Genomic DNA, 23,541 nt, shown 5'->3' on the forward strand with positions numbered 1-23,541 from the left:
AAGAATGCCCGGCGGGTTTACGCCATTAATTTCTGTTGTGGGTTAATTCGGCATGGTTAGCCGTTTGGGAAATAAGCTCACCACTGCACGAAAATGATTCATTGCTTTAACCAGTTCCCGCTTTTCGTCAGTAGTCAGATCACTAATATTGACGCCGTGACGTTCTGCCGGAATTTTTGCCATAAAGAATATGGCTGCCAGTGCCCGCTCATTTTGTTTATGGTTTATATCGCGGTGATCGCGCATATCTTTAATAAACCTTTCAAGCTCTGGCTCAATATTCAGACCAAACACATTCGCCCTTAACTCCGCTATGCGGTTCAACCCTTCCAGACGTTGACCCGGGCTTAATGGAACAGTCGCCGCAGCGCCTTCAATAGCCATGGTTTCCCCCTGTTTGGTAGTGGTCAGTCCTGCCAGCAGTTCGTCCTGAGAGCGGGACGGGTGCCAGCGTTTACCATCTTTCCCGATAATCCAGCCATGTCCGCAGTGCATTGCCGGGCTTTGTTTTACTAAAAGTGATGCGAATGAAGGCTCTTTAATCAGCATGATCACCTCAGATGATGCCGAACGAAGCGCCAAGGCCCGTAACGGTGTCCATTGCGCTAGCCATCGCCGGGTTTGCCTGCAGGCGTGCTTGCATGGAAATTGCGGCCAGCGCCATCAGTCGCGTAACTGAATTGATACTGGTGATCGCGTCACGGCGGCCGTTAGCGGTTTTCACTTCACCAGATACAGCACCGGCAGCAACACGCCCGATCTCCGCTGTTGCACTCATTACGTAATGCGGCAGTTTCTCTTTTGCTACTTCATTCAGCGGCACGCATGGCAGGCAGTGAATTTGTGCCAGGAATCCGTCAACCAGGGTTGAGTCCTCAGTCAGATCGGTAAGCAACCAGATTTCTGGCGGTGTGAGTTGATGCGGTTGGTCCGGGTTCAGCTTATTGCGCAGCGTCTGGACGTTCATTCCCGCGCGTTCTGCCAGCTTCGCCATGTTGTGACTCAGCGCGAAAGCCCTGCAGGCCTCGTCGAAATGTGGATGTTTGGAAATGCGATAATCAAACATGATGGAAATCCTTTTGTATCCCAAAATGGAACTATCAGGCTTGCATTGCGACTTCGCAGCCCTGAGCTGCTTCCATCGTTAACGCGAACATGTTGATTTCGATGAGACTGTTAACTCCTGTTTTTTTCCTGATAGGCAGGCGGTTTTCACGGATCATCTGGCGGGCATAGCTAGGCTTGTAACCGGTACGGCGGCAGAACTCATCCAGTGTGATGAATGGTTCAGATATCACAAGGTTGATGCTAGGGCGCATTGAAAAATTGCTTTTCATGATGCACTATTCCTCAGTTTGTGTTTAAAAACTTCACTATTCGGAACTATTCGCAATCATTCCGAACACCACAAAACCGATGATAGGATCGCATTTTAAATATGTCAAACACAAAAGAGACCCCTTTAGCGATCTCAAAATTTAACTTCACATCTCAAAGTGGTGGAAAGGAGGCGATAACGCGTATCCTCCAAGCCTATGGATTCAGTACCAGACAGGCTTTGTGCGACCACCTTGGGGTATCCCAAAGCACGATGGCAAACCGTTGGATGCGCGATACTTTTCCGCATGACTGGCTTATCGCATGCCATCTTGATACGGGCGCATCTATGCTTTGGTTAACTACGGGACAAGGCTCGCCCACAACAAAAGCAGATAGCGATAGTGGATTACCTTTGCAATTAAAAGAAATCTCAAATGGGATTTTTTACTCCTCTGAGCAAGTTCGCTACGACTCTCGCCTTTTACCTCAAGACACCACTGCTCCATTCATTGTGAAGTTTGAAAATTCGTTCTATCTCGTGGACGAGTTCAAGGGAGAGATCAACGATGGGATCTGGTTGATTGAATTAGATGGTTTTATGAGTATTAGACAGGTTTACCGTCTTCCTGGCGGACGCTTACGTGTAGAGAATGGCCCTGCATCCTTTGAGTGCACACCATCGGATATTAAAGCCAATGGGAAAGTGATCAGCAAAATAACGTTTACTGAATAAGGAATATTGGTATGTCTCAATTTAGCGCTTTCAACTATACACATAATAGAGATAAAGCCATCGCTAACTTAATCAACCTGATTGAAGGGATGACCTGCGATGGAAAATTAAGTGAAAAAGAAATGATTTTCCTTGATACGTGGCTGATGGAATCAGACGTCCTTTCCCAAAATTATTTTGTAAATTGCATTAGAAATAAAATAAGTGAAATCCTTTCTGATGGTGTAGTTGAACAATCTGAATTAGACGAATTGAAAGACCTGCTACATGAAATGCAGCGCGGGTTGATGGATACTCCTAACATAGATCTTTACTCCGCAGATTCTGACAAGCATTTACTAGAGGGTCTATGTAAGGGGCTTGCTTCTGACTATCATTTGAGTGATGAAGAAATCAGCTATTTAAACTGGTTCTTAACTACAAATGCAGCTTTAAAAAGTAACTATCCCGGCAAACATCTTTACGAACTGGTTCAATCAATCCTGAGTGATGGAGTGATAACAGACGAAGAACGCACCAAATTATTAGAAGAAATCACTGCTTTTACAGGATCAAATATTTCTGAGGGTATTGTGGATGGATATTCCACAACATCACCTGTTGACCTAATTGATGATTTTAACCCTACAGATAGTAAAGTTTGTCTCACAGGTAAGTTTCTTTGTGGCTCCCGTAGGCAATGTGAAAGTGACCTTTTAAAGCTTGGTTGCAAAATTGTTGATCGGGTTACTCAAGATTTGGACTATCTAATTATTGGTGCCCTTAGTTCTAAGGATTGGAAATTCCAAAGTTTCGGAAGAAAGATAGAACAGGCTATTGATTATCGTGACAATAAAGGAGTTCCGCTCAAAATCCTCAGTGAAGAACACTGGCAAACCCTAATGCGTGATAATAATTCCAGATTTTAATAGGCCTGTAGAATGGCAGTAAGCAAATTAAGCAATGGAAAGTGGCAGGCTCAAGTCTTCCCCAACGGCAGGGACGGGCGGCGCATTCGCCGTCAGTTCGCTACGAAAGGGGAAGCCTTGGCATTTGAGCGGCACGTTAAAGAACAATCCGAAGACAAGCCCTGGCTGGGCGAGAAAGCGGACAAGCGGCGCGTTAGGGATTTAGTAACCGCTTGGTATAACGCGCACGGCGTAACACTTGCAGATGGTGAGAAGCGAAAAAGCGCCATGGAGTTTGCCTGCCTCGCCATGGGTGATCCGCTCGCTACTGAATTTAACGCAAAGCTTTTTTCAACTTACCGCGAACAGCGGTTAAGCGGAAAAATAACGCGCTCTGACCGAGTGAAGACCGTAACCCCTCGAACAGTAAACCTTGAGCTGGCTTATTTCCGGGCTATGTTCAACGAGCTGAAACGACTTGATGACTGGCCCGCGCCCAACCCTCTTGAAAACGTCAGAGAGTTTAAAATTGCTGAGGTGGAGCTGGCCTGGCTGACGGTTGAAGAGGCAACACGTTTGCTTGAGGAATGCGAGAAAAGCAAAGCGGAAGATTTAACCACCATCGTTAAGATTTGCCTGGCGACTGGCGCACGGTGGGGAGAGGCTGAGAATTTAACGGGCAAGCAGATCAGCCCGGGCAAGATCACTTTCATTAAAACGAAAGGCAAAAAGAACCGCGCAGTACCAATAAGTGATGAACTTTATAAATTGCTTCCCGAAAAGCGAACATCAAAGCCCATATTCACTGGCTGCTATTCTGCCTTCAGGGGAGCAATCAAGCGCGCGGGGATCGAGTTGCCAGATGGGCAGCTGTCACACGTATTAAGACATACTTTTGCCAGCCATTTTATGATGCGCGGCGGCAATATTTTGGTACTTCAGCGCATCCTGGGTCATACGGATATTAAGGTGACTATGCGCTATGCGCACTTTGCGCCCGACCATCTCACAGAGGCCGTCACGCTCAACCCTCTTAACCTGATTAGTGGCAGCAAAATGGCAGCAGAGCCAAACACTATGCGGTACTTTTCCACAATATACGAACTTCTATGTGCCTGATTTTAATGTAACTTGTTGATTTTATTTGTATATAATTCGGACTCATAATCGCTTGGTCGCTGGTTCAAGTCCAGCAGGGGCCACCAAATTCAAGGGCTTAGACAGGAAACTGGCTAAGCCTTTTTTTGTTTTTACCGGCCTGTTCCGGTCATAAAGTTATTCTCCATACGCCTTATCCTCCAGCCATCATTTCCCGATAATGTCTCGCCACGATATTATTCATTTTTGCTGCCGGGCATTCGAAATCATCACTGCAAGGTCCATCATGAAAACATTAACTAAAGAACAAAAAACTAAACCTCGCACGCGTCGTTTACGCAAAAAATTGAGAGTCGGAGAGTTTCAGGAGTTCGGTTTTACGATCAGCTTCCGTTTCGATAGCCAACAGTACAACCTTGATCAAGCTCTCGACCACTGGATTGAGTTCGTCGAGGCGCAGGGTTGGGGCTTTGCCGGAGGTGGTAAAGAGGGGTCTGATATTCTGTCTGGCTATCTGGTCCGCTTTAAGCGAGGAACACTCAATGATGCTGACAGAGAACTCGCGCAGCAGTGGCTCGATAGCCAGCCTGGTTTTGCCTGCATCCAGTGTACCGAGCTGAGCGATGCCTGGCATGGGCCCTGGACGGAGTGCTAAGTACCGAGAAAGCTGCTGGACTGGCTCGTTGATGGACAAAGCCGCCAGGGTTCCTACGCCCTGCTCTCCCCCGCAGAAAGCAAAAAGCGCCACCGCAAGTCAATCTTGCGAGGCGCTTTCCAGAATCCCAACGGTTGGGAGGGAATAACCTATTTCGCCAGCGACACCAGCATCTTCAGACTCGCAGAATAATAATCCTCCTGGGTCGTGATCTGAGGATCGCCCGCAGGCAGTTGCCCCATCGCCAGGTCACGGACCGCCAGTAACCCGCCCGCCATCATATAAGGCGCAGGATCGCCGGTGGTGACATTCACCCAGGCAGGCGTCTGGGTACGGGCAAACCGTCCCCAGTACGCGGTATACGGGGCCATCAGCGGGCTGGAGGCATTCGCCCACTTGATATACAGCGGCACGCGGATCGCATCGTAGCTAAAGCGCGCCGGCCACTCTTTGGCCGGGGTCACGCGACCGTCGGCGTAGAGCGACACCCAGTCTGCCGGCAGTTGGGTATTGCCGAAGCGCATTTTCACCAGCAGCTTCTGTCCGTCGTTGATCAACTCACGCCACACCGTCAGATGACTGCGCTTCGCGAAATCCTCCCAGGCCGGGAAGATGAAATAGGACGGGTTAAGATTCACATAGCTGTTGAGGTTAAAGCCTTTCGCGCCAGGCAGCATCACGCGGTAACCGGCAAAGCTGATGACGTTGCGGGCCAGCAGCGATTTGGTGATGGCGTCCGAGGCATTCAGATAGCTGCTGTCATTCCACTGGGTACCCGCTTTTAGCAGCGCCCAGGCGATAAAGGTATCGCCGTCGGTGGCGTTGTTTCTGTCGGCGATCGGATCCGGCGCAACCGGGTTGTATCGCCAGTAGAACAGCCCGGTCTCGGGATTCTGCAGGTTCTTTTTGGTCCAGCCCCAGATTTTGTCAAAACCGGCGCGATCGTTGTTACGCACCGCCATCATCATGGCGAAACCCTGCCCCTCAGTGTGGCTCACACTGTTGTTGCCGGTATCAATGATGCGGCCATCCGCCATCAAAAATCGCGCTTTGTAGCTGTCCCAGGCGGGGCCGGCCAGGGCCTGATAACTGAACAACAGCCCCAGCACCAGAATCAGGGTTTTACTTCGCTGCCACATGGCCGATCCTTATTGATTGTTTTGGTATCTGAAATGGATAACCGTAGCCGAGGGGGATGCCTCCCGCCACAGTGATACGTGTGATTTGCCGCCCTGCTCGCGCAGCCAGCGGGCGTAGAGCCCCTCCAGCACCGCGCTGAAGGCGTGGTTCCACGCCATCTGCTTTGGCTCTTCCGGCGGCACCGGTATGGCGGTATGCGCGATGCGGATCGCCGTGTCGCTGGCATCAATATCAATATAGCCCCAGTTGAAGGCCGCGAGCCGGGCATTGATCTGCGCTTCGAGCTCGCCCACGGTGTGGGCCAGCGCCAGCGGGAAACGTTCGCCCAGCGAGTCGCCCATCTGCACGAGGAACGAGCGGCTCTGCGCTTCGCCGACGTTGGCTACCATACTTTCAATCATCACGTGGATCAGCGAAAACCAACCGGACTGCGTCTGTTGATGCTGGTAATACTGTAAAAGCTGTTGGTCATTCATCACTTGTTCCCCAGAAGGTAGCGGAAGTAGAGGGTCGCGGTACTTTCGTTGTAATCCCCGAAGGTGTCATACCCCACCTGCCCGCCGATGGTCATGTCTTTATTGAGTTTGTAGTCGGTCGATGCGCGCAGGTTATACCCCAGCCCGTTCTCACTGTTGCCTTTGTAGAACGCCTCTTTGGCGAATCCACGGGACACGTAATCTTCCAGCTGTCTCTGCATGGCCTTATCGGTCGGGAAGTAAGGGCTCTCATCCTGGGAGTAGGACTGATACCCCACCGACGCCCCTAAGCCCAGCTTCCAGTTGTCGAACTTCTGGGTGTAATCCACCGGGAAGGAGACGCTGATGTAATCCTGCGGACTGAAATACCCACCCTGACCGTAGCTGAAGTAGCTCAGGTTCTTGTCAAAGTTCATGTAGTTCATGTTGATGCCGGCTTTTAACTCGCGATCGGCAGCATAGTACGGACGGAAGTACACACCCGCCGAACCGTTGACGCTGGTGTTGCTCGGGACGTTCTCACCGATGTAGTCATACACGCCAAACCCGGCATAGAAGCCCGCATCGGTATTGTCATAGCTCAGCTGGGCGCTGCCGCCGTTCTTAGTCACCTGGCCCCACTTCTTGCCGCTGTACTTATCTTCCACCCCGACGTAGGACAGCAGGCTGTCCACCACCGCACGACGCTCGCCGGTCAGCACCAGCTTGAGGTAATCCGTCAGCTGCGGCGACCAATGCACGCCACCCACCAGGGTATTCAGATCCTGGCCCAGCGGCGTGGAGCCGACATCAATTTTGTACTGCTCGCCGGTGAGCGCCATCGCCACTTCGACGCCCTGGGCACTTTGCGAGCCCTGCGACGGCACCTTGATTTTGTCGATGTTCGGCAGCTCAGGCGGCGTGGTGGTGGAGGCGTTATACAGCTCCTCGGCCACCCCACCCTGGATCAGCGCCCCGGTACCAAACCGGCGGCTGGACTCCTCGGAAGACGTTCCGGCATCGAGGCTGATCGGCGTGACGTTCACATCCAGACGCGAATCGCCGAACGGCACGGTGGACCACTGCAGCGGGGCCTTGATCTCCGTCAGCTTGCTCAGCCCCTCTTCACCGTCACGGGAACGCAGAGCGGTAGAACCCCGCGCCCAGGTGGCGGTTTTGTCCACCAGCATCTCCATCATGTTATCCACCTGACGCAGCGTGCCCGCCTGGGCGGTTTCCACCGGCAGATCGGTGCGCACGGTGCCCGGCGGCGCGGTCTGCGGATTACGCGCCAGCTGGGCCACCTGCCACGGCATCGCCTGGCCGTAGAGCGACGGGGAATCCTCCACGGCGCCCGTGCTGGAGGTGCCGACAAACGGGTTGTCGGCCAGTGCCAGGCCACCCAGCATCGGGGCCGTGTCGCCATTGTTGTTCTGCAAGCCGAGCAGCTTGCCGCGGGCGGTACGCAGATAGCTCATCGCCTGCTGATGATTGCCCTGGGCCTCGGAGACCCGGGCCAGCAGCAGTAAGCGTTCCGGGGTGCTGTCGTTGGTCAGCCCGGCGGAAAGTTGCTTCGCTTTCTCCACGTTGTTGCTGGCAAGGGCCACGTCGATGGCTCCGGCGCGCGCATCCTGCTGCGGCGTGTCGCGGGTCATCAGGTAGTCGTAAACCACCCCGGCCTCTTTGTTCATCTTCCCGGACTGATAGACGCGGGCCATGGCAAACATCAGGTCGGTGTTCTGCGGATCGTTTTGCATGGCGCGGATCAGCTTGTCGTAAGCCGCCGCGTAGTTGCCCTGCACGCGCAGACGATCGGCCTCGTTGATCACGTAGCCGTTGCGAATGCTTGCCAGCTGGGTCGGAGTACTGCGCGACTGCAGTTCCGGGCTGGCAAGCCAGGCCTGAGCTTCGCTGCCCAGCCCCGCCTGATTCAGGACCGCCACCTGATCGGCATAGTCCCCGGCGTTACCCTGCACGCCGCGGCGCATGTTGTCGTGGACCACGCTCACCGCAGTGGTGACATCGCCGCTCTGGGCCAGCATCCGCGCCAGCTTGCCGGCATCGGCCGGGCTCTGCGGCGGACGTGCCGCCAGCGCTTTCAGGGTGTTGGCCGCCGCGGTCCGGTCGCCCTGGGCCAGATAGCGTTCGGCGACATCCATCTGCAGGTTGTAATTCACCCGCTGGGACAGCTCGCGCATGTCGCCGTTCTGACTGGAGGCCGGGATGCGCGACAGCAGCGTTTGCGACTGCTGCCAGGCATTGTTTTCGCTGGCGAACAGGGCCGCCGCGTAGAGTTCACTGTTGCTGGCGTTCGGGCGGAAGGCTGGCGTCATCACGTTAGCCGCCTCCGCGCTGCGCCCCTGCTTCTGCAGCAGTCGGGCTAAATCCAGACGCAGCCAGGGATCGGACGGATAGCGGGCCGTGCCCTGCTGTAACAGAGCGATGGCGCGCTGCGGATCGCCGTTAGCCGCGGCCTGCTGGGCCTGACGACGCAGCGGATCGGTCGGGTTGCCGCCGGAGACGCGCGGTTGCAGCCTCGCCTGCAGGCTGGCGGGCAGGGTCTGCAACATCGCCTGGGCTTCGGCGGTTTTGTTCTGCTCGCGCAGGACGTAGTAGAGGTTTTCCCGCGCCGAGCCGTTATTGGGTTGCTCGGTCAGCAGGCCGCGCAGGGTCTGTTCTGCCGCGGTGTAGTCTTTGTTATGCCGCTGGACGTCGGCGCGGAACAGCTTCGCCGCCGCCCCCTGCTCGCCGCTGCGCTGGGTCAGGGGCGCGCTCAGGACCAGCGCCTGGCTGACATTGCCCTGCTTGTAAGCCGCCTGCGCCTGGGCCAGCTGTCCGTAGAATTCGGCGTCCTGCGCCTGCTGCTTACGCTCGTCAGAAGCCGCACCGCCAAGGCTGGCCGCACGGTTAAGATACTGCGCCCCTGCGGCGTAGTCGCCCTTGCGCAGGGCGACATAGCCCATCCCGGCCAGCGCATCGGCATCTTCCGGGTTGGCCTTCAGCACCTGCTCAAACTGGCCGCGGGCGGTATCGGTATTGCCGCTGTTCAGCGCCGCATAGCCTTCGCCTTTTGCCGCCCCGCCGATGCTCTTGCGGTAGTGATCCTGCACCGCGGTATCGTTCGGATGACGCTGGAGGAAGGTCTGGTAATAAGCTTCGTCGCCCGCCTGCGGCCCCAGCCACAGCAGGGCCTGACGCAGGGATTTATCCGCATCCTGACTGCCGCTCGCCAGATCCTGCAGGATGTTCATCCCCTCGCGACGGGTACTTTCCTGATAGGTCAGCACTTTGCCCAGCGCGATTTTGACGTTGTTATCCTGCGGATACTGGACGCGCAGCTGACGCAGCTCGCTCACCGCCTGTGGATAGAGGGACTTATCCCCCGCCATGGTCAGATAGTACTCCGGCGCCAGGCTCGGCGGCGGCTGGTTGCCGGTGAACAGGCTCTGCCAGGTGGCCAGCGCGGCGGGAATGTTGCCGCTGCGCGCCTGCTGACGGGCCAGCTCCAGCTGCCCACGCGGCACCTGCTGCATCTGTTTGGCGTTATCCAGCGCCTGCAGATTCGCATCCTGCGGCGAGACCGCCGTTAAGCGCTCGCGCCACTGGGCTGCCCCTTTGATGTCGCCGGCCTGCTGCGACCAGAGGGCCATCAGGTACAGCGCCTGGGTGTTGTTGGCGTCGACCATCAGCACTTTTTTCAGCGATTCCATCGCCAGATTATCGTGAGACTTTTCGTGCCAGTAGTTGGCCTGATCGAACAGCGCTTTCAGCGCCGGGTTATTGGCCGACTGCGCGGCATCCGCCGCCTGGGCACCCTGGATGCCCCCGATCGCCAGCCCGCTGACCAGGCAAAGTACAGGCAGATGTCCGGCGGTTTTGTTTTTATTGTCCATAGTGTTACCACCCTTACTCACGATCTGAATCCTGTGGGTTAAGACGTTTGTGCGCGCGTTTTTTCAGTAACGAGTAGAGGCTCAGGCCAATAATCGACGCGAACAGCAGTCCAAAAATCGCCAGCATGGCGGAGTGCTGCGTGGCATACCACACCACCATCATGTACCAGGGCATCTGGCCGCTCGGGAACTGCGGGCCGACGCGGAAGCTGCGCACGCCGTTCTCATCGGTGATGATCGCGGTATCGCCGCGGATCCCGGCGTTGATGCGGGCGGAGTTGAGGTCGGTATGCAGACGCGCCAGCTGGGCGTCGTCGCTGCCAATCGCCATCACCACCAGACGTTCCGGGTTCCACTGGGAGCGGAAGCTGACAAAGCCGCGCCAGGATTCGTTCGACGAGAAGTAGCGGTCAGCATCGACGCCGGACGCGTTCCAGTCGCCCTCCAGCAGACGCTGCGCTTTTTCCCACATTTTGGGCTCACGCACGCCAAAGCTGTGCTCGTTGCTGACAAACGGCGACTGCGCCAGCAGAGCGCGGTTAAAGGCGGTTTGATCCAGCGAGGAGACCGCCAGCACGTCGCTGTTGCTCAGGCGCAGCAGGTTCGCGCCGCCGGACGGCAGGCCAAACATCACACGGTTATTGTTCAGCGCGGTGCCGGTGGCGTTACCGGAACGGGCAGAGAGATCCAGCAGGGTGCCGATCTCGCTTTCGCTCGGGTTCTCCGGCAGCAGCAGCACCGTCTGGGAGAAGTCCGCCAGACGGGTGAACGGGAACGAGGCACCCACGAAGTACGACAGGTTCGGCAGCAGCGTGAAGTGGCGCGTGTTGCTCAGATCGATGCTCGAGTCTTCGTCGATACGGCTCTTGATGTTGTTATTGAGCAGGACGCTGCACGGCGCGGTCTCTTTGGTCTGGATATTGAAATAGAGCTGCAGCTGGTTGTCGCCGTAAATCAGGTACGGCTCCAGCGGCACCTCGACATTCTCCTGACGCGCATCGCCGCCGAGCTTATGCCACAGGCCTTCAAGCAGACCCTGTTTGTTGACCGGCAGGTTGCGCAGGAACGCGCCGTTGAAGGTCATCGACAGGTACGAACGCTGCTCGTCAATCCAGCTTTCGGACGGGAAGCGGTAGGCCACTTTCAGCGGAATGGTGTCGCCATCCCACATAAACAGATCCGGCGCGGCACGGAAGGCCAGGGTCAGCGGTTCGTGCCAGATGCCGGTCACCGTCAGGCTCTGATCCTTACGCATCAGCTCGCTCAGCAGCACCGGGCGATCGGTCGAGATCCAGCGCGGGGCATCGTAAGGCTTGCTGACCGGGATGTTCTGCGCCTCAACCGGCAGGCTGGTGGTCTGGCCGTTGAACTGCCCGCGGGTCAGACGGTACGCGGCACTTTTCAGCTGCTGCTCGTTGTTCCCTACCACCAGCAGCAGCTTGTAGATCGGGTTGCCGGGGTTATCCACCACCTGCAGCGTGGCCCCGTTCGAGGCCGGCAGCGTTAAGCCGCCGATGGACTCACCCGGTTTACCAAACAGGATGCCGTTTTTCTCCGGCAGCTGATCGTGTAATGCATCAAAGGCGATGCCGCGATAGTCCGCTTCGATACCCAGCCAGGAGGCGATCAGCGCTGCGGCGCCCACCTGCTCCGGCAGGGTTTTGGCCGGGAACGCGAAGGTCAGCGTGGTCGGCGTCATCTGCATTTCGTCGAGGAACGGACGCGGGAAGTGGCTGAGATCCGCAGCAATGTTCAGCTGCTGCGCCTCCAGGTCCAGCCGCGTGTTCGGCATGATGGTGACCTGGTAGCTGTCGGACAGATCGCGCTGGCACAGCAGCGCATCACCGTCGTTAATTTTAAAGCTGATGTTGTTGCGGGATACCACCATCGCCGCCGGGATATCCAGCTGATAGCTGGAGACATTGCTGTCGGCGGAGCCCAGCGGCACCGTCCCCAGCGGCTGGCCGTTGAGCATCAGCTGCAGGGTGGTGTTACGTGCCGCCATCGCCGGAGAGACCTTCAGATTCAGCTCCAGCTGAGCGTTGGTGATCACCTGGTCCGCCGAGAGGGTAAAGTCGATCCCGCCCTGCAGCTGGCCGCCGCTCAGCACCACGCCGTTTGGCTGCCCCATCTGGGCAACGGAGATGCTGGTGGTGGTGCCGGGGGTGATGCCCATCGGTGCCGCAGACGCGGCATCGGGTGTCGGTATCGCAGGCGCGGCCTCAGGCACCGGGGTCGTCTCGGTGACCGGCGGGGTCTGGAAGGCAGGCAGCGTGTCGGGGGCGGGCAGCGTAGCCGGAGCCGTTTCGGCCGCAGCAGGCGTTGCATCAGCAGCAGGCTGCGCCGCATCCGTTACCGGCGGCGGGAGATCCACCGGCAGCAGCGATTCCACGGTGGTCGGCTCTTCCGCCGTCACCGGCTGCACCAGCACGCCGAACATCAGCGCCATCTGCAGCGCTTTACGGGTCATCCCTTTCATACAGCAGTGTCCTCGTTGGCGTTATTCCCGCGGCGGGCGTTCTCATGGCGATGACGACGCTTTTCACGACGGTCCTTCCAGGTCAGCCAGAACAGATCGAATACGCTGCGAATAATGATAAACAACGAGCGGAACGGGTTGTCCTGCGCTTTTGGCGGGTTGATCCACGCATCGGCGCGGGCCAGTACAACGCGCACCAGTTCGCGACGGCGGTCCAGCGGGATCTCGGCAAACATCAGGCGAATGTACTGCTCATCGTGGGCAATCACGCTCACCGGAATACTGATGGCCCCGGACTGCAGCTGCAGCTCGATCTCTTCGATTTCATCGGTCAGGTGACGGTCATCCACCACCGCAATACGGCAGCCGCCCATGGAGAGATCCAGGGTGTGGCTGCGCGAGGAGATGCCGCTGGCGTAGTGGATCACCACCGGCACGTTGGCATCAATACGGATGGTTTTACGCGTCTGACGGGTCTCACGGGCCACGGCAATGGCGGCCAGCAGGAAGATCAGGCTGTAGAGGCCCCAGCCGACGTTGAGGGCGATAACCATCGGATCGACGCCAAAGTAGTCATGGCCGACAGCACGCACAATCCCGGCCACCACCCCTGCCGCCAGCAGCACGGCGATGATCAGGTGCGGGCGGACAATGCTGAAATCGAAATAGCCGACGTCCAGCAGCGCGCCTTTATCGGTCACGTTGAATTTGCCGCGTTTCGGGAAGATCAGGGTAATCACCGTCGGCAACACCAGGTGGAAAGCCAGCACCAGGTCGTAAATCTCCCCCCCAGAAGCTGTAGCGGAAACGCCCGTTGACCCGCGAGTTCACATAGATACAGAGGAACAGGTGCGGCAGCATGTAGGCGAAAATCAGGCTCGCCGAGGAGTGGATAATGTTCAGGTTAAACAGCAGGTACGCCAGCGGCGCGGTGAGGAACGCCACGCGCGGCAGCGCAAACTGGAACGAGAGCATGGCGTTGAGGTAGCAAAGGCGCTGCTGCCACTTCAGGCCCCGGCCCAGCAGAGGGTTATCGACGCGCAAAATCTGCGTCATGCCGCGCGCCCAGCGGGTACGCTGAATGACGTGCACCACCAGACGCTCGGTCGCCAGCCCTGCCGCCAGCGGAATATCGAGATAGGCTGACTTCCAGCCCAGACGCTGCATCTTCAGCGCGGTGTGGGCATCTTCGGTCACGGTCTCAACCGCAAAGCCGCCAATCTCCTCTAACGCGCTGCGACGGATCACCGCGCAGGAGCCGCAGAAGAAGGTGGCATTCCAGTTATCGTTGCCGCGCTGGATCTGCCCGTAGAACAGCTGACCTTCGTTGGGAATATCGCGGCCCGCGGAGAGGTTACGCTCGAACGGATCCGGCGAGTAGAAGTAGTGTGGAGTCTGCATGAGCGCCAGACGCGGATCCTTCAGGAAGGCTCCAACCGTCGCCTGCAGGAAGATACGCGTCGCCACGTGGTCGCAGTCAAAGACGCAGATCAGCTCGCCTTTGGTGAGCTTCATGGCGTGGTTGAGGTTGCCCGCTTTGGCGTGGGAGTTGTCGTTACGCGTGATGTACCCTACCCCGACGTTGGCAGCAAATACCGCAAACTCGTTGCGTTTACCGTCATCCAGCAGGTAGATCTTGAGCTTGTCTGCCGGGTAGTCCAGGCACTGCGCCGCCAGCACCGTATCGCGCACCACGTCCAGGCTTTCGTTGTACGACGGAATATAAATATCCACCGTCGGCCACTGCGCCATATCATCGGGCAGCGGGACGATCTTACGCTGGAGAGGAAACAGGTTTTGCAGATAACTTAAAATAATGGTTATCCAGATATAGAGTTCGGCAAGAAATAACCCGATGCCGAGTATGGCTTCTATTTCGGAATTAAAGTGCAGCGTCTGCGTGGCCCGGAACCAGATATATCGTGTGGACATTAGCACCGCCACAATCATCATAATGACCGACACACGGTGATGTTTGCTAAAGCCCAACAGCATCAGCGCCCCAATGCTGATTAAGCCGAAGATATACTGCTTCTGGCTATCCATTGGGGTGATAATAATTAATACGGCGATGGGTGCTAAGACCAATAGCAGTAAATAAAACAGCGCCTTTTTCATAGGACGTCCTGAAATTGTCGTCAGAAACTGGAGGTTCTCAGATTGGCGTGCACGGCGCCGTCACCCACCTGGATACCCAAAATACCCGCGATACGCTTACTCACCAGCTCGATATCAAACGCAGCCGCCGAGGTGGCGCTGAAATCCAGTATCGATTGCTGTGAGGCATTGGCCTCAGGCACGCTTTCATCCCGGTTGATCACACCCAGCAGGCGGTCACCGAGGCGTTGCTGTAAGAAGGCGGTGACGTCACGGCTGATATGGCGCCGGTTGTCACTCTGGTTCACCAGGAAATAGTATCCGGCCTTGTTATTTGGCGGTTCGCCGCCGGTCAGCCGGTGGTTTTCGATGTGGGGCAGCAGGGACAGGGAGGCGGTGTCGGCCAGTAACGTCACCAGATGCAGGTCGGCCAGCGGCGAGATCGCCTTCAGCGCCGGGTTCGGCCCTGGAGGGAAGTCGGCCAGGATAATCAGCCCCGGATAATTCAGCAGAGAGCTTAAGCCTCGCGCCAGGAAATTGCTGTCGCTGGTGAGGTTATGCTCAAAGATCAGGCGCTGTTCTTCCGTCACTTCGCCATAGGGCAGGACGAACATATTGCTGCCCGCCGTCAGCACCGACTGGCTCCAGTCTGCCGACTCATTGGCACGCGCAACGTAGCCACGTCCGTCCGACAACGGCACGCCAAAGTGCAGACGCAGCGCGTTCTGTACATCGAAGTCAATGGCCAGAACTTTATTGCCGGAACGTGCCAGAGCATAAGCGAGGTTGGCCGTGACCGTGGTTTTCCCTACTCCGCCTTTTGGCGAGCAAATACACACTAACGGCATGAAGCGATTTTCTCCAGGAGCGGTTGTAACGGAAGATCTTTGACCGGATGGCTGGCAGTCGCGGACGTTTTGGTCGCGAACAGCTGTTCAAAGCGCACCGGCTCCGCCGGTTTGGGCGGAGTCACTGTCTCAGCAGGTGCGGGTACAGGTGCAGCTACCGGCGCGAGCGCGGGTGCTGGATGGAATGCAGATGGCGCCGCCGCGACAGGCGTCTCTTTCACGGGCGCGTGAGGGGTCGCCTCAGGGCGCAGCTGATCGAACAGAGAAGGTGCCGCCGGGTTAAGCTGCGTCTGCGCCGCTTTCTCTGCGCTGTCAGCATTTAAGCTCTGCAGGATAGACGGGGCTGAACCGGCAGGCTCCGCCACGGGCGTCTTCGTCAGGCTGGCAAAAGCCGCATCCAGTTCGCCGGGTTTAACGGCCTGCGGCACGGGCACCGCAACGCTACCGGCCTTAGCCAGCGCCGCGTCACTGTCCACACCTGCCAGCTGGTTGATAATCGCCCAGCCGCTGTTCGACGCCTGCTTGTTTTGCGCCGACAGATCCTTGAAATGGATGTCGCCCGTGCGCGTTTTATCCTTGAAACGCTGCAAATCATCATAATTTTTCATGGTATTACTCTTGATTCACAAGTCAGTATTTTTGTTTCCTGCATGACTTTGCCAGGGACAACCTTTTTGTGGGAATACGAACATGTAAAGGGGATCGGTGATTAACAATCGTCATCCATAGAGAACATCCCTTTACGGGCACTCATATTTGTATAGCAGATGTTCTAATGCATATTACGTAGAGCTAATACTATGTACAAGCTTATCGACAGATCGCGCAATTTCTCCACTTTCCGTCCTCAATAACCCATAACATCAAGATTAAATGTCGTTTTATTCTGACTGAATAAAATATTAATCCGGCGATAATGTAGCATGAGAAACATAATACCAACAGGTAACTATAACCACGGTGTATGAAAAAGACGCTGAATGGCTTCGAGGGAGCAGGCGTTTTAAAGGTCGCTAAGAAGATCGGGTGATGTGGTAGAAATCGGATGGGGAGAAACGATCCCGGCATGCAGGCCGGGATCGGAGGTCATTACAGGGCAGTCTGTCCGTATTTTGGCGAACGAGGCCCGTATAACAAACCGCCAGGGCCCGCGCTGAACAGACGAGCGCTGGTCACCTGAGCAACATCATGCGCTTTATCCGTGGCAGAGTGTGCAATCTGGGTCACCGCCGCGTTTATCAACATTCCCAATATGCCACCGCCATTATTACTCTGGCCCTCATTGCTTGAGGCCGTGGCAACGCCTTTCCACAGCTCTTTCCCGGTGCGTAAATCCACTAAACGCGCCGCTGCGCTCACGCGCGTGTCGCTGCTGATCACCTGGTATGAGGTGCCATAATCGGTGAGGGTGATGTACATCACCGCATCAGCGCCAAAGATATCGTGCAGTTTTTTCAGCGGGACCGCGCTGATATCGTCCGGGTTGGTTACGCCGTTTTGTTTAAACGTCTCTTCCACGACCGCAACCGGGAACACGTAGTAACCAGATTCAGCAAGAGGCAGAGTGACGCTGCTCAGAAAGCCGTGACTGGCGTTCACGTCCGGCGAGGTATTTTTCGGCGGCAGCACCAGGATGCTGCGCGGTTTGCTTTCCCGGAAGGCAGAATAATCAGCGGGCGGTGTTTTATTGCTGGTGCAACCCGTAACGATAAGCGTCAATGCCAGAGTCAGGAGGGCTGAAATTCCCTTCATGTTACGTCCCTTTATTTTTTCGTGGTCAGGAAATTAATATACGAAGCCGATTCCGGGTATTGCGTTTTTTCGGCATTAAATTCAGCCATCGCCAGCTCTCTGTTACCCGTATTGCTGTAGAGCATCCCAAGTTGGGCATGCACGCCGGGAGGAACAGGCTTGCTGCTTGCCCGTGACGTTTCAATCAATTTCTGCAGAGACGCAATTTGCTCCTGCGGGCTGGTTTTATTGGTGTAGTAGTCATAGACCGACTCCTGATAATCCCCCCACGTATAGATCTTTTGCGGCGTGTTGGTTGCACACCCTGCCAGCAGCAATAGTGCTGCGCCAGTAACGAGCTTATTTACAGTTGCCATCATCAATTCCTTTTAATGTGTATTTGACGGGTTCCAGCCACCGTTCTCAGTCCCGGCCACCAGGTTATTGACCGCTTCGCGAATGGCGAGATCCAGCACTTTGCCGTTCAGCGTGGCGTCGTAGCTGGCCGTGCCGCCAAAGCCGAGCACTTCACGATTAGAGAGCGTATATTCACCCGCGCCCTGCGAGGAGTAGACCACTTCGGAGGTGCGGACATTGACCACGTTCAGGGCAACTTTCGCATAAGCCACCTGCGATTTTCCGCGCCCCAGAATGCCAAACAGCGCCCTGTCACCGGTCTCTTTACGACCAAACTCCGTCACGTCACCGGTAATGACGTAGGTTGCGCCTTTCAGCTGCTGACGCTGACCACTGATGCCGGACTCGGTTTTGATCTCTTCCATGTTCGCGCGATCCAGCACGTTGAAGCGGCCGGTTTGCTGCAGGTGGGTAATCAAAATGGTCTTGGACTGGTTCCCCAGATGGTCGACACCGTCGGAGAATATTCCATTCATATAGCTGGAGCGGTTATCAAATTTGCCGACCGATATCAGGCTGCGCTGGCCCTGCCAGGCGGTGTTATAGGTGGCGACTTTCGCAACTTCGACGGAGCGGGAGGATTCCGTGGCACAACCCGTGAGTAATAACGCGCTAAAGCAGAGCGAACTGACGATTCGTTTATTGACCATGATATTTGAATTTCCTTATAAAATAGACGAGACAATGGGTAATTTGATTACCTTTTCTCTCAGGTATTATTATGGAGAGAGCGGCATCCATTATGACAGGAAGTCATTCAATTACTTCATATTTATCGTATTTTTTGGATTTTCTTTAGATTTGAGGGGATTTTGTGCAGCGGTGCGGTGTTTTTCCTTTAACGACCTGAACGTGGGCACATGCGGATGCAAGGTACATTCAATCCTGGTCAGGTTAACAACGCATTTTTAATGGGATCGACTACGCAAAAAAATTATGCCCTCCATGAAAATGACGTGACGAGACAAGTTTAAACAACAGACTAAATTAATCCCTTTTCTGAAGAAAATTAATCATACCGATAACGATATGGATTTTGGCAAACGGCTTAGACGCATCCATGAAGAGTTTGATAAAAGCGAAAAGGGTCAAAAAGATGAACTACAGATATTATTTGAAGCTGCAGGGTTCCTTTTACAAGAAGTAAAAGAACACGACAATTCAGTGTTGGAGCACCGTCCATTTTCGCCAGAGCTGTTAAAGAGCCTATACCTTCATCACCACATAGGATTCCTGCAGCCCCAGCCTGCACCTGAACGGTACTGGCTGGGAGAGTCGGAATTCAGCACCGACATGCCGGTCAAGGTCAGCGTGGAGCAGGGAAGATTGGTGATCGAGCCGGTTAAGGACTTACGGGTAAAAGAATATCCCGGCGCGATTTGGCCGGGATCGTTGTTTATTCAATGGGCGTTGCTACATATTCATCAAGGATATGAACATTTTCAACATTACATTCTGGGTAGATCCATTTGGCCCAATTGGTAATAATCCATTCTGTGCTTAATGCTCTACCTTCGGTTGACGCACTCTCGATTGGTAAAGATATCAAAATCAGGCCAGCTTTGTGCCCAGACGATACAACTAAGCCATGAGTTTCAAATAAATCTATGACCATAAAATCAACCCATTCTTCATATGGCCAAACAGCAGGTAACCTAAAAACAGTTCCTCGCTTAATAGATTTATTTTTATAATCAATAAGTTTCATCATTTCACCTTTAGATCATGACCGCCTGACTTATCTATGCTGTTAGGGATTTTTTGCATAGAGAAATCAACTTCGCCTAAATGTTTACCTTTCGGGCTTACAGCCTCAAATCGCCCATGCTGAGTATCAAGTGCATATAAATTGCCATCGACTCCTCGATAGACATATCGATTATTTAGTTTGGTCAGCTTATTGTCTTTCACCATGCCTTGTTCAACGATAACTTTATTAGCTGTTTCTTTTACAATAGCTACTCGTTCTCCTAGTAGGAGCCTGAACAGGCTCGCATCGAAAGCACCAACAGTATTCCCTGTAGCAATTTTTACAGTTGGATCAACCAATTTCCCATCAGCCGGTATTTTCTTACTGGGTAATATAATATCTGCCAGCAAACCACCCGCGGCTTCCAGCGCCGCCTGATTTCCGTCAGTAGCATGTTTAACCGTATCCGCCACCGCCTGATTCTTCCCGGCCAGGTCGCTCATGGCCTTGCTGCAATAGCTGTTACCCACTGCACAAGAAGCCAGCGCGATTGCCGCATCAGCTGCGTAGTCCGCTGAACCTAATGCCGCATCACCGGTATCAGCAAGGCAATTGATAATGGCGTTCGCGATGGCATACGTTGTACCTTCACCCAGCTTTTCCCTGACCTGATTTTTCAGGGATTCAGCAGCCTGTTTCGCCGCTGCACGAGCCTGGTCACCACTCAACGAGTTATTCTCCGCCGCATTCTTCCCGGCCTGCCCCCCCGGCAACCGCAGACCCCGTGCTGTCCCCCGCCAGCACCCCGGCCATCCCCGCCGAAATCGTTGCCAGGGCGCTGACCGTCTACTTCTGCTCTTCACTCAGCTTCGACAGGTCGGTCACGTCAGGATATAACACACCCGCTATCACTTTCGCCGCCAGCTCGCCCGTGGCCGCGCCCGCGACACCTGCCGCTGCATTGTTACCCAGGATTGCCGCCACCTCCCCACCAGAATGGTATGGGCAATGGCCTTACCTGCGACATCATCCTCACCAAGACCAGAATGATGACCGATGAAGGAAGCCAGTTCCGATGCCGACGCCCCCGCCAGCGCACCGGCGATATCCATGGCCTGGCTGCCAATCTCGCTGATTAAGCCCATGGCCTGGATGGCTTCTGCTCCTTGTCGAATAATGAAGAAGAAGCAAGACAAATCCCGGCAAGCCTAGATTGTTTTATTTAGAAAGCCATTTTTTAAATTGTTCTAGAACAAAATCGTAAGCTTCCTCTTCCTGTAAAAATGAAGAAAGGAGTGATGGTCTATCTCTTTCAACATAATAAATATTCCATTGTGTATTTTCATGAACAACACACACACAGTCACTATTTTTCAATACTCCCAACGAGTAACTGTTAGGATGAACACCAAGTATACCTAATTGGCGTTCAAGCTCTGATTTAGTCATTTATTCACTTCCTTTAAATAGTCTTTATCTAAATACCATTGAACTGGTTTTGGCAATTCATATTGAGTACCCTGCCCTTTCTGACCGAACCAAGGCAAGATTTTACCTTGGGATACATCATCAATGGGTTTCAATATTTCATATTGAAAATAAGGCTTTGTAGTTTCATAAGAGGATGGTAGTGCTCGTTGTTCAAAGGGCACACCTGCTGGTGATACGAAACTACCTCCAGGGTAACCGTACCTATCAACTATCGTACCTGTTGGCAAAGTCACTTTTTCAACTGGCCCATAAGCTCCACGACTCGGCGGCCATAGGCCAAGATTTTCCTGAACGGCTCCTTCTGCTTTACTAAATTGCCCAAAGCTCGAAGAGGCTCTGGCTGCCTGGCTGGCTGCAATATTGTCCTTAATAGTACTAACTACTGTCTTCGCAGCCATAGCTTCAGCTGCAGTTTTACCAATTCCTACTGCACCACCAGCCCCCACACCACCAGGCACTATCGCTTCCGAGGCCATGATCCCTGCATTGTTCAAGCACAGTACCGCATTATTGGTACAAGCTGCGATTGCGGCTTTCGCTGCAGCGGCTATTTCCGGAGTTGCTGCAACCAGAACACCACCGCCAAGTCCTGCCGGAAGTGCAACCATCAGAGCGTCCTGCATTGCCAGTCCTTTCTGACAAGCCGCTCCGCCAGGGTCGGTATTGCAGGACATGACGTTTTTCGCATGTTCCTGCATGGCTTTTATCTGGCCTTCTTCAGTTCCGCCGCCAAGTAAATTATTCTCAGCCGCATTCTTCCCGGCCTGCCCCCCCGCAACCGCAGACCCCGTGCTGTCCCCCGCCAGCCCTCCGGCCATCCCCGCCGAAATCGTTGCCAGTGCGCTGACCGTCTGCTTCTGCTCTTCGCTCAGCTTCGACAGGTAAGTCACGTCAGGATACAACCCTCCACCCTGCTACCGCTTTCGCCGCAAGCTCCCCGCAGCCGCGTCCGTGGAAGCGGGGGCCGCGTTTGCGCATCTTAGGAGATTATTAACTTATGACATCAGTCGTTGCAAAAATTGCTTCTTCATACTTCTCAAGGTTATTACTTAACCAAGTCTCACCTTGCCGTATAACATGAAATTTAACCACCGCACCAAATTCATCCATCGACACCATCATATTTAGTTTTTTATCGTTTCGTTCAAGGGACCATTTATTCAAAATGGTATTACAAAACAAACAAGCATAGTCTAAGTATCGTTCAGAAACATAATCATCTATATGAAAAGAGTTTACAAAACACTCAACATCAGTCTTATCCATCAAATACTTATCATTTGGATAGACTGTAAAAAGAGCTGCAAGAAAAAAACAATCTGCTTGCTTTACAAAACCTTTTTCAACCCATAAACAGAGTTCTTTTGGCAATACTAAGTCGCTCCAACAAGCATTACGCAATGCCTCTAACATCAGCGAATTATATATCATTTCTTCTCTCCCAAATATTGAATCATTCCTTTATCTATAGCCTTTTTAAAAGATGTGTCTTTCAATAAATTATTCACTGATTTTGGCGCGACCGGGAAAGAATTAGTTTTAGGATCATAGATATACTTATTACCCTTATTATCTTGATAGTGCAAGTGTCCTGGCCTTTGGCCTGGATTAGGATTTTCGACATCGATACGTTCTTTGCCAGTTCCTTCCCATATAGTCTTGCTGGCCGTTTGAACACCATACTGACCCAGCATAGTACTACTGTTGCTTTTTGCTACACCACCACCACCTTTCAGCGGATCGCCATCTGCACCTTCAATTCCGATTTTCAGCATCGGATTTATATCGAAGATAACGGGCTTATCCTTACTCAGCGAGTTATTCTCCGCAACAACTTTATCCGTTGCGAAGTTGGCCGCCGGAGTAATATTTTTCCTTATAAATCAGTATGTTACAACATATTTTTCCCGATACATTCTGCTGTACCGGATGCAACGCTCTGATACGCGGTTTTGCTCCCCGTTTTCCTTTTCCCCGACGCTGTTAAATAGCCTATATCTCTATGACCACCTGTTATCTCGAAGTCCCAGCCAACACCTTAACGGCAATTGGCTGGTATTCGGCACAGACTCCCCCTCTCATTGTCAGCGTTGAGCAGGGACGACTGGTGATCGAGTCGGTTAAGGGCTGACGGGTACAAAGATCCCGGCGCTGGGGCCGGGATCGCTTTCAATTATTAAGACTGTTAAAAAAATCTAAAACACTTTTTAGGTCAGTACACCATTCAGATATTTTCATACCATCTTCATTATGAGTAGTTCGTGGCTCTATAAAATCATTGATTTTATCCACGGTAAAATCAGTATATTCATCGAGGAATAATATTTTATTCTGCACAAAAACCTTATCCCCACAAAAATATAAGACCCAAGTAAATATAAAGTTCGTGTGCTCAAGCTCATACATTGAGACAATTAAAGTAGCATGTTTCTTACTTGCTAAACCATTTTCAATCGATCTTAACCAAGATTTTTTATAATCGCTTATATTCCAGTAAGATAAGGGAATATTCATCATTTCTGAAAATTCATCAATGATTATTGATGCAGGTAGAACACGCTCACCCTCAACATCCACTGGCTTATCTTCAGGGAAAATTCCAAACAT

At 53.8% G+C, this 23,541-nt stretch carries 26 protein-coding genes, 1 tRNA gene and 2 pseudogenes; 6 read left to right on the forward strand and 23 right to left on the reverse strand.

What is annotated here, in order from left to right; all coding sequences use genetic code 11:
- Positions 1–42: 42 nt before the first annotated feature.
- The 4 genes and pseudogenes from AAHB66_RS20235 to AAHB66_RS20250 all read right to left on the reverse strand — a co-directional run bounded on the left by AAHB66_RS20235 (position 43) and on the right by AAHB66_RS20250 (position 1,337).
- The gene (locus AAHB66_RS20235) at positions 43–384 is read right to left on the reverse strand and encodes a DUF5347 family protein (RefSeq protein ID WP_347114289.1); all 342 of its coding nucleotides are present in this window, start codon (positions 382–384) and stop codon (positions 43–45) included.
- Positions 348–549 (reverse strand): annotated as a pseudogene (locus AAHB66_RS20240) (phage filamentation protein Fil family protein). Before AAHB66_RS20240 ends, AAHB66_RS20235 begins: the two are co-directional and overlap by 37 nt.
- A gap of 7 nt (positions 550–556) precedes the next feature.
- The gene (locus AAHB66_RS20245) at positions 557–1,066 is read right to left on the reverse strand and encodes a phage regulatory CII family protein (RefSeq protein WP_347114291.1); all 510 of its coding nucleotides are present in this window, start codon (positions 1,064–1,066) and stop codon (positions 557–559) included.
- A gap of 34 nt (positions 1,067–1,100) precedes the next feature.
- On the reverse strand, positions 1,101–1,337 hold the full coding sequence (locus AAHB66_RS20250; protein WP_347114293.1) for a regulator: 237 nt from the start codon (positions 1,335–1,337) through the stop codon (positions 1,101–1,103).
- 101 nt (positions 1,338–1,438) lie between these two features.
- Here AAHB66_RS20250 and AAHB66_RS20255 point away from each other — a divergent pair, with 101 nt between their 5' ends.
- From AAHB66_RS20255 to AAHB66_RS20275, 5 genes are all read left to right on the forward strand, one after another.
- A complete protein-coding gene (locus tag AAHB66_RS20255) occupies positions 1,439–2,053 on the forward strand; it encodes a phage repressor protein CI (RefSeq protein WP_347114294.1) in 615 nt (204 codons plus the stop codon).
- Positions 2,054–2,064: 11 nt separating this feature from the next.
- Positions 2,065–2,961 (forward strand): NAD-dependent DNA ligase, encoded by an 897-nt coding sequence (locus AAHB66_RS20260; protein ID WP_347114296.1) that lies wholly within the window; start codon positions 2,065–2,067, stop codon positions 2,959–2,961.
- A gap of 12 nt (positions 2,962–2,973) precedes the next feature.
- Complete coding sequence (locus AAHB66_RS20265; RefSeq protein WP_347114297.1) at positions 2,974–4,059, forward strand: tyrosine-type recombinase/integrase; 1,086 nt, start codon at positions 2,974–2,976, stop codon at positions 4,057–4,059.
- Positions 4,060–4,074: 15 nt separating this feature from the next.
- A tRNA-Met gene (locus tag AAHB66_RS20270) sits at positions 4,075–4,145 on the forward strand.
- 179 nt (positions 4,146–4,324) lie between these two features.
- Positions 4,325–4,693 (forward strand): 50S ribosome-binding protein YggL, encoded by a 369-nt coding sequence (locus AAHB66_RS20275; RefSeq protein ID WP_347114299.1) that lies wholly within the window; start codon positions 4,325–4,327, stop codon positions 4,691–4,693.
- A gap of 149 nt (positions 4,694–4,842) precedes the next feature.
- Here AAHB66_RS20275 and AAHB66_RS20280 read toward each other — a convergent pair whose 3' ends face one another.
- The 10 genes and pseudogenes from AAHB66_RS20280 to AAHB66_RS20325 form a co-directional block, all read right to left on the reverse strand.
- Positions 4,843–5,832 (reverse strand): glycosyl hydrolase family 8, encoded by a 990-nt coding sequence (locus tag AAHB66_RS20280; RefSeq protein ID WP_347114300.1) that lies wholly within the window; start codon positions 5,830–5,832, stop codon positions 4,843–4,845.
- Between the two features lie 9 nt (positions 5,833–5,841).
- Positions 5,842–6,309, reverse strand: coding sequence for a cellulose biosynthesis protein BcsD (bcsD, locus tag AAHB66_RS20285; protein WP_347114302.1), 468 nt, complete (start codon positions 6,307–6,309; stop codon positions 5,842–5,844).
- The gene (locus AAHB66_RS20290; protein WP_347116530.1) at positions 6,309–10,181 is read right to left on the reverse strand and encodes a cellulose synthase subunit BcsC-related outer membrane protein; all 3,873 of its coding nucleotides are present in this window, start codon (positions 10,179–10,181) and stop codon (positions 6,309–6,311) included. Before AAHB66_RS20290 ends, bcsD begins: the two co-directional genes overlap by 1 nt.
- A 13-nt stretch (positions 10,182–10,194) precedes the next feature.
- The gene (gene bcsB, locus AAHB66_RS20295; protein ID WP_347114304.1) at positions 10,195–12,660 is read right to left on the reverse strand and encodes a cellulose biosynthesis cyclic di-GMP-binding regulatory protein BcsB; all 2,466 of its coding nucleotides are present in this window, start codon (positions 12,658–12,660) and stop codon (positions 10,195–10,197) included.
- Positions 12,657–14,778, reverse strand: a pseudogene (gene bcsA / locus AAHB66_RS20300) (UDP-forming cellulose synthase catalytic subunit). Before bcsA ends, bcsB begins: the two are co-directional and overlap by 4 nt.
- A 20-nt stretch (positions 14,779–14,798) precedes the next feature.
- Positions 14,799–15,605 carry a cellulose biosynthesis protein BcsQ gene (bcsQ, locus tag AAHB66_RS20305; protein WP_347114305.1) on the reverse strand — a complete coding sequence of 269 codons (807 nt, stop codon included), beginning with the start codon at positions 15,603–15,605 and terminating at the stop codon, positions 14,799–14,801.
- Entirely contained in the window at positions 15,596–16,213 is a 618-nt protein-coding gene (bcsO, locus tag AAHB66_RS20310) for a cellulose biosynthesis protein BcsO (RefSeq protein WP_347114307.1), read from the reverse strand. Before bcsO ends, bcsQ begins: the two co-directional genes overlap by 10 nt.
- A 481-nt stretch (positions 16,214–16,694) precedes the next feature.
- Positions 16,695–17,357, reverse strand: coding sequence for a DUF799 domain-containing protein (locus AAHB66_RS20315; RefSeq protein ID WP_347114308.1), 663 nt, complete (start codon positions 17,355–17,357; stop codon positions 16,695–16,697).
- Between the two features lie 11 nt (positions 17,358–17,368).
- Entirely contained in the window at positions 17,369–17,713 is a 345-nt protein-coding gene (locus AAHB66_RS20320; RefSeq protein WP_225758041.1) for a DUF4810 domain-containing protein, read from the reverse strand.
- A gap of 12 nt (positions 17,714–17,725) precedes the next feature.
- Positions 17,726–18,403: a CsgG/HfaB family protein gene (locus AAHB66_RS20325; protein WP_225758040.1), complete on the reverse strand. Its 678-nt coding sequence runs from the start codon at positions 18,401–18,403 to the stop codon at positions 17,726–17,728.
- Positions 18,404–18,782: 379 nt separating this feature from the next.
- Between AAHB66_RS20325 and AAHB66_RS20330 the strand changes: the two genes are divergently transcribed.
- Positions 18,783–19,238, forward strand: coding sequence for a hypothetical protein (locus tag AAHB66_RS20330; protein WP_347116565.1), 456 nt, complete (start codon positions 18,783–18,785; stop codon positions 19,236–19,238).
- On the opposite strand, the gene imm45 is transcribed toward AAHB66_RS20330, so the two are convergent.
- The 9 genes from imm45 to AAHB66_RS20375 all read right to left on the reverse strand — a co-directional run bounded on the left by imm45 (position 19,150) and on the right by AAHB66_RS20375 (position 23,541).
- A complete protein-coding gene (imm45, locus tag AAHB66_RS20335) occupies positions 19,150–19,464 on the reverse strand; it encodes an Imm45 family immunity protein (protein ID WP_347114309.1) in 315 nt (104 codons plus the stop codon). The genes AAHB66_RS20330 and imm45 overlap by 89 nt on opposite strands.
- Positions 19,461–20,171, reverse strand: a complete 711-nt coding sequence (locus AAHB66_RS20340) for a hypothetical protein (RefSeq protein ID WP_347114311.1) — start codon at positions 20,169–20,171, stop codon at positions 19,461–19,463. The genes imm45 and AAHB66_RS20340 overlap by 4 nt, the downstream gene beginning before the upstream one ends.
- A gap of 4 nt (positions 20,172–20,175) precedes the next feature.
- Complete coding sequence (locus AAHB66_RS20345) at positions 20,176–20,256, reverse strand: hypothetical protein (protein ID WP_347116531.1); 81 nt, start codon at positions 20,254–20,256, stop codon at positions 20,176–20,178.
- Positions 20,257–20,289: 33 nt separating this feature from the next.
- On the reverse strand, positions 20,290–20,427 hold the full coding sequence (locus tag AAHB66_RS20350; RefSeq protein WP_347114313.1) for a hypothetical protein: 138 nt from the start codon (positions 20,425–20,427) through the stop codon (positions 20,290–20,292).
- Positions 20,428–20,661: 234 nt separating this feature from the next.
- Positions 20,662–20,892, reverse strand: a complete 231-nt coding sequence (locus AAHB66_RS20355) for a hypothetical protein (protein ID WP_347114314.1) — start codon at positions 20,890–20,892, stop codon at positions 20,662–20,664.
- On the reverse strand, positions 20,889–21,824 hold the full coding sequence (locus tag AAHB66_RS20360) for a glycohydrolase toxin TNT-related protein (RefSeq protein ID WP_347114316.1): 936 nt from the start codon (positions 21,822–21,824) through the stop codon (positions 20,889–20,891). Before AAHB66_RS20360 ends, AAHB66_RS20355 begins: the two co-directional genes overlap by 4 nt.
- Positions 21,825–21,924: 100 nt before the next feature.
- The gene (locus AAHB66_RS20365) at positions 21,925–22,347 is read right to left on the reverse strand and encodes a hypothetical protein (RefSeq protein WP_347114318.1); all 423 of its coding nucleotides are present in this window, start codon (positions 22,345–22,347) and stop codon (positions 21,925–21,927) included.
- A gap of 14 nt (positions 22,348–22,361) precedes the next feature.
- Positions 22,362–22,709 (reverse strand): hypothetical protein, encoded by a 348-nt coding sequence (locus tag AAHB66_RS20370; RefSeq protein WP_347114319.1) that lies wholly within the window; start codon positions 22,707–22,709, stop codon positions 22,362–22,364.
- Between the two features lie 394 nt (positions 22,710–23,103).
- Complete coding sequence (locus AAHB66_RS20375; RefSeq protein WP_347114321.1) at positions 23,104–23,541, reverse strand: hypothetical protein; 438 nt, start codon at positions 23,539–23,541, stop codon at positions 23,104–23,106.

Origin of the sequence: Leclercia sp. S52 (assembly GCF_039727615.1) — a bacterium.
Lineage (GTDB): Bacteria > Pseudomonadota > Gammaproteobacteria > Enterobacterales > Enterobacteriaceae > Enterobacter > Enterobacter adecarboxylatus_B.